We start from the raw sequence: 234 nt of genomic DNA, 5'->3' as shown, positions 1-234 counted from the left end.
CGCTGCTGTTTCCGATCGACTGGTCCGAGCCGTTCGGCCTTGTCATGATCGAGGCAATGGCGTGTGGGACCCCGGTGATTGCATTCAATCGCGGCTCGGTACCGGAGGTGATCGATCACGGTGTCACCGGCTATATCTGCGAAGACGTACAGGGCGCCGTCGGTGCGCTTCAACGTCTCGACGACCTGTCCCGTACTGAAATCCGGGCCCAGTTCGAACGCCGCTTCAATGCCA

At 60.7% G+C, this 234-nt stretch carries 1 protein-coding gene; it reads left to right on the top strand.

The features are described 5' to 3' along the window. Positions 1-234, top strand: a 234-nt coding sequence (locus SB753_RS41620) for a glycosyltransferase (protein WP_410805763.1), incomplete at both ends; no start/stop codon positions are given.

It is taken from the genome of Paraburkholderia sp. SIMBA_053, assembly GCF_046534895.1.
Taxonomy (GTDB): domain Bacteria; phylum Pseudomonadota; class Gammaproteobacteria; order Burkholderiales; family Burkholderiaceae; genus Paraburkholderia; species Paraburkholderia caledonica.
Note: the sequence above shows the minus strand (reverse complement) of the source record. Positions and strands in the feature narration are given on the sequence as shown.